Origin of the sequence: Billgrantia campisalis (assembly GCF_022341425.1) — a bacterium.
GTDB lineage: Bacteria > Pseudomonadota > Gammaproteobacteria > Pseudomonadales > Halomonadaceae > Halomonas > Halomonas campisalis.
Map to the genome: position 1 here is coordinate 1 of NZ_JABFUC010000030.1, position 6,479 is coordinate 6,479.

Here is a 6,479-nt window from a genome sequence, read left to right on the forward strand (position 1 = left end):
CTCACACCTCTACCTGCTCGGCGGGGAGAGCTACCGGCTGAAGCAGAAGACGCTCAGCTGACGGTCATGGGTGGGTCAATTTTGTTGACCGCTGGTGGGTCATTTCTGATGGCCATTGACATCCGGTGCATGGCTTGGCTATGTGGTGCTTCAGGCCGCAACAAGCTTCTTAACCTTAAGCTCTTTGCGATGTTGCTCCGCGTGCCAGAGCTCATACTGGGACTGCTGGTTTAGCCAGCTCTCCGCCGACGTATCGAAAGCGATAGAAAGTCGAATAGCCATTTCAGGGCTGATACCAGCCTTACCGTTCAATATAGCACTCAGAGTTTTGCGGCTAACACCCAATGCCTCTGCAGCCGCAGTTACAGACAGGCCAAGGGGTTCCAGGCAGAGCTCTCGCAATACTTCACCAGGATGGGGAGGGTTGTGCATCAACATTGGCGACACCTCAATGATAATCCTCATAATTCACGATCTCGGCATCTCCATCCTCGAAGCGGAAGGTCACTCGCCAGTTACCGCTCACCGTTACTGACCAAATTCCGGCTCGATTTCCTGAGAGCTCATGCAGTCGAAGGCCTGGCAAGTCCATATCCTTGGCGTCTGATGCTGCATTCAGCCTACCGAGAATCAGCCGAAGCCTCTTTGCATGAGCCGCCTGAATCCCTGCTGTGCTCCCGGACTTGAAGAACTTCGCCAAGCCCTTGTGTTTGAAGCTTCGAATCATTCCTTGAGTGTAACCTATAACGTATCGGGTGTCAAAAAATATAACAAGGAGCTTTGCGGCAATTGTCCGGCAATAGCGGCTGGTTATGCATTATTCGTAGTGGCTCCAAAGCCTGAGGATTTTCACCACTTGCTCGTCCTCTAGCACTTGGTAGACCAGACGATGCTGAATATTGATGCGGCGTGAATAGGCTCCCGCAAGATCACCAATGAGCTTCTCAAATGGAGGCGGTTTTCGGTACGGATCTTCCGCTATCAGCGCTAACAGTTCCTGGGCTTTTGGTTTGAGGCCGCTGGAGGCCAGCTTCTGTGCATCTTTCTGGGCTTGCTTGGTGTAAACCAACGTCCATGTCACCAGTCCAGCTCCTCATCGCATTCATCCAAAGGGGCATCCATCCCCTCACGAATCGACTCCCGCATACCTGGTACTGAGAGCAGGTAAAGTGTTTCCTGAATTGCCGACCAGTCTTCTTCGGATACCAAGACTGCTGTATTCCGCTTACCCATGATGACGATTGGCTGGTGGGACTCGGCAGTTTCATCAATCAACCGATAAAGGTTGCTGCGCGCCTCTGTTGCTGTGATTCCGGTCATGACGCACCTCTTGCGTGTTCAACTTTCAATCAATTGTACGCTTTTTGGTACGTGCGTCAAGGCGAACGCTCTGCATAACGCTCGCAGCAGGCGCGCCGCTTTTTGGCGTCGCTCTGCCTGCGTTTGTTAGAGCTTATAGGTCTGATAGTACTGCCTGATTCTCTCAAGCTTCTGCCTCTCTTTATCCTGCAGTTCAGCCTCGTCCAGCAACGACAAGAATTTTTCTAAACATGGCGGCTCATCAAAGCTATGACTGCCCAGCTTTTCCCTGACCTCCACCGTAAATTTCTCTTTGCCAGCACGCTCAATGTCAGATGCCAAATCTGAGATCATGTCCCAAGCGTGAATATTTAAATATTGAGCTTTTGCTTTCTCAAGGGAGCCATCTGAAATATCAATATCCTCCTGCAACGCGATCAACTTATCATATAGAGCATGATTCTTATCGAAGGCCGAATCTCCGCCCCATCTTCCGTCTTTAGCCAGCAAATCTATTGTAGTCGTCAACAATGGGGCAGCGACTGACTTTAGATTTTCAATGGTTGCATTTGCTTCGTCGACAGCCTCGCGAAGTTTAGCTTCAAATCCGGCCCCTTTGAACTCAGAGAATTTGTCCAAATTAGCAAATGCCAAGAACACTCCACTAGCCGCTACTGCAATACCCATCTCGGCTGCCATACCTTTCAATCCAAACACGAAGATTGAGAAAATTAATAGTATGAATCCGATAATATTCAAAGCTTTCGTCATAGATTAATCCTGAATCTCGGCGCTCTAACGAGGCTGTAGAAAAACCCGATTCAGAGCCATTCCCACCGCCTCTATTCTGAATTCTTGTTCCGACCACCAAACGGACGATCATCTTGGCCACGGAGCCTAACTGACCATTTTGGCTCTTTGGTGATGTCAAAGCGCTCATCACCAGTTTCTGGCCTCCCAGCCCCTATATCACTTGCCTAATCGACCATAATTGGCGAGCTTCTCGATGTTGTGTATCAGGCAGTATAGCTGCCATTGCCCCTGGACCTTTTTCCGGCCTCTCAGGCTAAATCGGTCAAGCCCCTTGTTCGTACCGATGTTGCCAAACACCGGTTCTACCACCGACATTCGGTGGCTATAGACCTCTTTGCCATACTGACTGTCCACCCGGTGTTTCATCCAATCAGTGTAGCTAGGCAAACCTTTATTCTCGATGGTGAATGATACCTGCCGACCCGCTCCGTTGCGGTGGTCCGCCGAGGCCGGATTCTGCATGCATTGATGTTTCTTCGGGCAGTGCCGGCACTGCAGCAGTCGCCCCTCGAAATGAGCTCGGTTCTTTCCGTTCTCAGCCTCCCGCTGGCCCCGGTAGGTCAGGGACTCACCGGCCGGACAGATGCAGGTCATCGTCACCGGATCGAACTGGAATTCACTGGCCGGAATGATCGACTTCCGGCTGGAGGGCTGACTGCCCTGATGGCGTTTCCCGTATTTGCCTTTCTGGGCGCTGAACCTGGGGTCGCGACGTCGAAACTGGTTATCGGGAATGTAGCCGTTGATCTGCCGTTCGTGCAGGTAGCGCATGTTGGCTTCGTTAGCGAAACCGGTATCGGCCGTCACCACGGTGCCGCCCTGATAGATATCCGGACTGATGCCCAGTCGTCGGTAACGCTGCTCGATGCTGACCAGTACCGGCTTGAGCGTATGGTGCTCCTGGCCTTCGCCAAACGCCTGGGCATCGATGATGATCTGGTGTTTTTTGTCGACCGTCGCTACCCCGTTATAGCCCTGAATCGTGCCTTTCCCGGTTGTCATCTTGGCACTTTCGTTGTCGGTGAGATTGCTCTTCACCTCCTGGCTGCGCTTGCCCTTCCCCTGCCGGGGGCGCTGCGTATTCAGGAACCGGTCTACCTTGGTCATGGCTCTGTCGAGGGAGAGGATCATCTTGGCATGGCGGATATCCCGTTCCATCTCTGCCTCGGTCTCCTCCTTGTCGCGCTGGAAGTGCTCGTCCAGGTGGTCGCGAATCAAGCGGCGCAGCTTGTCACGTTTCTCGCCGAGTTCCTTGAAGGTGCCAGACCACTCCTTGGCTGCATTGGACGACATCTTGCACCCATCGATGGCGAAGAGTTCGTTGCCCAGCAGGCCCTGCTCGTGGCAGACCAACAGGACCTGCTCGAACAGGGCTTCGATCTCGTCGGCGTGGCCGCTGACGAATCGGGCGAGCGTGGTGAAGTGGGGTACCGTGTCACAGGAGAGCGCCTTGAATAGGATGTTGGTCTCGCAACACCACTGCATTTCCCGGCTGGAAGTGATGCCCTTGGAGTAGGCGAACAGGATGATCTTGAGCAGGATCGCCGGATCGTAGGCACAACGACCGGTGTCGTCGTTGCGGTACCGGGGATGGAACACCGATAGGTCCAGCTTGTGCTCGATCAGGTAGTGCACGGCATGCTCAAACGTGCCGGGTTGCAACTGGTCCAGATAGTTGATGGCAACCATGGCGTGCTGATCGTAGTCGTAGGGCTTGAACCTGGGCATGCTGACGACTCTCCCTTGCCTTTTCCTCATCCTACCGGGCGTGGTCGGGGTTTTGCTACAGCCTCAACGCTTTGCTCACCGGAAAATTGGGAGCGTAGCGAGTAATTTTTCCGCGTGCAGCAACTTGTTAAGCCTCATTTTGCCCACGGCGCCATCTTCAGCAAAAAAGATGCATTATTGATAGAGTACTTTCTTTCGTACTTACTTGTCACTTTCTCAATTAATCGCAACGCTTTTTTATAATAATCCACCGCCTCACTTACATTTGTTACAAGCTCGGCATACCTCAATTTAATAGCGTCTTTGTCACTTGGAAGCGACTGAATCACAGAAAAATCTAAGCTTGCATCATGATTATTAATCTTGCTGCTCAATTTGTTTAGGTCATGACCAAATACCCATAAGCCGCAAATTTGTTTTAAATACACCTTTAAGGTTTTTTCGATTGCCAGATGTAGTTCCCAGCAACCAATTGATGCTTGAGTATCTTGAAATGACAAGATATCAGCAATAGATTTTTCTATATGTCCCCATATACCGTCTGCCATGTTGGCAGCTTCTTTGTTAATACCACCCACCGAACCTACATTAAGATTAATTTTCCGAGTCATAGAAACCACTTCGCTAAACTCGGTTGACATCCTATCCATCTCTTCTGCAGGGAGCTTGCCTAAATCAATCTTGGTCTGAGCCATATCTCCTATGGATTCATTCTCGGTCAAGCAGTCAGGGAAAGTAAGCCATGCTGTTTCATTTGGCACTTCTACTCTACTTGTAGTTGCTGGAATCTTGACTAAAACAGGATGCCCATAAGGAGTAATAATTCCCGAGTAAGTTCTATTGACTGGGCTTTTAGCCAACTCTCCATATTTATCCCAATACCAGTCATTGACCAAGGGGATTATTCCTTCAATAAACGCTGCACTCTTTAAAAGCTCCTCTTTGCTTTCATAATTTGAATCAATTATGGCAAAATCCACAAACAAATATGCAGCACGCATAAAGCGATCAAATATCGGTACGTTCAATTTTTGCAGATGCTCGTCAATAAATGGCATATGCTCATCAATTGCTTCTTTCAACCCATACTCGCTCATCTGCGGAACTCCATTGGGCTTAACGCTTGCAGTTGCGGCAGGTACGGAGCGCAGCGCAGTACCTGTCCGACAACCTGCACTGGTTAGTTTCTTGATAAAGAACTGCACACGTTTATGCGTCTGACTCTGTTTTTAAGTGCTCATCCCACGGCAGCTCAAAGCTACCCACAATACCCTGAATATGCTCTGGTCGTTTGTATTTATCGGAAACATGCTTTAGTACCTGCTCGAGCACTGCTTCGGTAGATTTTTGCCTACTGATAGTGAAAACCTTATTTTCGTCAAGCGGTTGTTGTTGCTTAACGTTTTGGATATGGATGCGATTACGGACTTTGCGTAATTCATCTAATTTCTCGTACAGGTCAGTTCCAGCCGCTCCCAGAAAATCATGCTTTTTTGCCGCAGCAATATAAGTCTCAAATTGATCGAGAGTTTTGCTTCGAACATCTTCCAGCACTTTGGTTACAATGTTTTGAACGCCTTCGCTTGTATGGTTCTTGATTCGGTATAAAAGATCATGGAGCAGGGCTTCGATTATTGAAACCATAGTAATTGTGATTGGCTTGCTGAAAAGTCCTGCTTCGGATGATGAAGCCGATTCTTGAGCTGCGTAGAGGACTTTTAAACAGCTCAAGTTATAGATAATATTGTCGCCAGTTTTAAACTCGCCGATAAAACCACTACTCACTTTAAACATTTCTCTCTCCAAATATCATCTTTGGCAATCACCACGAGGTTTACAAAACTAACGCCGCCAACACGCGCAGCTTTGTAGTGGAGGCGAAGCCGCAACGAAGAAGCTGTCGCTGTGCTTGGCCTGGTTATGCGAATTTACTTTGCAGCTCACGTTGGTATTCTTCACGGATCACTTTCAAAGCCGGCTGCGCTACCCTGAGAAAGTCGTTTACTTGATCTTCAGAAAAAGAACCATCTTCGGGCTCTTTATTTTTTATGCTATTTATGGCGCCCATGATTTTTCCTAAAGCTATCGACGCATTATCATTGTCCCAAAGGAAAAGATGATTTTCCCACCGAAACTTTAGAAGAGATTCAAATCGCTCTTCTGCCATTTCTATGAGTTTTTCTCTCGGCATCGGCTCGTACGTCGTGTAAGGCGTCAAGAATCGTTCTAAGTAATAGCAGGTTTCTCCGGCAAGCCTAGACGCTTCCAGCAGTGCCTTGGCCCGCATCGAAAACCTTTCTTGGGCTTGCATAGATGCAATTTCAAACACATGGTTGAGTTCGGCTATCTTTTTTCCGTGCTCACGGTTCAGATCTTCATTTATGTCTGCCTGTCTGCGCACTTTGATACTCGCCCACCAAGCAATCATAGCTGCAACAATGGTTGCCAGTGGTGGTAACACTTCAAAAACTACATCCATAAACCAACATCTCCACTTTCAGATAACCCACAGAGCGCATAACGAGGCTGTAGAAAAACCCGATTCAGAGCCATTCCCACCGCCTCTATTCTGAATTCTTGTTCCCGACCACCAAACGGACGATCATCTTGGCCACGGAGCCTAACTGACCATTTTGGCT

The 6,479-nt window shown here is 49.2% G+C and carries 9 protein-coding genes; all 9 read right to left on the reverse strand.

Annotated elements, in window-relative coordinates; genetic code table 11:
* Positions 1 to 150: 150 nt before the first annotated feature.
* The 9 genes from HOP52_RS19325 to HOP52_RS19365 all read right to left on the reverse strand — a co-directional run bounded on the left by HOP52_RS19325 (position 151) and on the right by HOP52_RS19365 (position 6,319).
* Positions 151 to 438, reverse strand: coding sequence for a HigA family addiction module antitoxin (locus HOP52_RS19325; protein WP_238979167.1), 288 nt, complete (start codon positions 436 to 438; stop codon positions 151 to 153).
* A gap of 10 nt (positions 439 to 448) precedes the next feature.
* Positions 449 to 727, reverse strand: coding sequence for a type II toxin-antitoxin system RelE/ParE family toxin (locus tag HOP52_RS19330; protein WP_089726054.1), 279 nt, complete (start codon positions 725 to 727; stop codon positions 449 to 451).
* Positions 728 to 817: 90 nt separating this feature from the next.
* On the reverse strand, positions 818 to 1,081 hold the full coding sequence (locus tag HOP52_RS19335) for a Txe/YoeB family addiction module toxin (protein ID WP_238979168.1): 264 nt from the start codon (positions 1,079 to 1,081) through the stop codon (positions 818 to 820).
* On the reverse strand, positions 1,078 to 1,320 hold the full coding sequence (locus tag HOP52_RS19340) for a type II toxin-antitoxin system Phd/YefM family antitoxin (RefSeq protein WP_238979169.1): 243 nt from the start codon (positions 1,318 to 1,320) through the stop codon (positions 1,078 to 1,080). Before HOP52_RS19340 ends, HOP52_RS19335 begins: the two co-directional genes overlap by 4 nt.
* A 126-nt stretch (positions 1,321 to 1,446) precedes the next feature.
* The gene (locus HOP52_RS19345; protein WP_238979170.1) at positions 1,447 to 2,070 is read right to left on the reverse strand and encodes a hypothetical protein; all 624 of its coding nucleotides are present in this window, start codon (positions 2,068 to 2,070) and stop codon (positions 1,447 to 1,449) included.
* Positions 2,071 to 2,268: 198 nt separating this feature from the next.
* Positions 2,269 to 3,840, reverse strand: coding sequence for an IS1182 family transposase (locus HOP52_RS19350; RefSeq protein WP_238979171.1), 1,572 nt, complete (start codon positions 3,838 to 3,840; stop codon positions 2,269 to 2,271).
* A 134-nt stretch (positions 3,841 to 3,974) separates the two neighbouring features.
* Positions 3,975 to 4,937: a hypothetical protein gene (locus HOP52_RS19355; RefSeq protein WP_238979172.1), complete on the reverse strand. Its 963-nt coding sequence runs from the start codon at positions 4,935 to 4,937 to the stop codon at positions 3,975 to 3,977.
* A gap of 112 nt (positions 4,938 to 5,049) precedes the next feature.
* Entirely contained in the window at positions 5,050 to 5,634 is a 585-nt protein-coding gene (locus HOP52_RS19360) for a hypothetical protein (RefSeq protein WP_238979173.1), read from the reverse strand.
* Positions 5,635 to 5,758: 124 nt separating this feature from the next.
* Entirely contained in the window at positions 5,759 to 6,319 is a 561-nt protein-coding gene (locus tag HOP52_RS19365) for a hypothetical protein (protein ID WP_238979174.1), read from the reverse strand.
* Positions 6,320 to 6,479 lie beyond the last annotated feature (160 nt).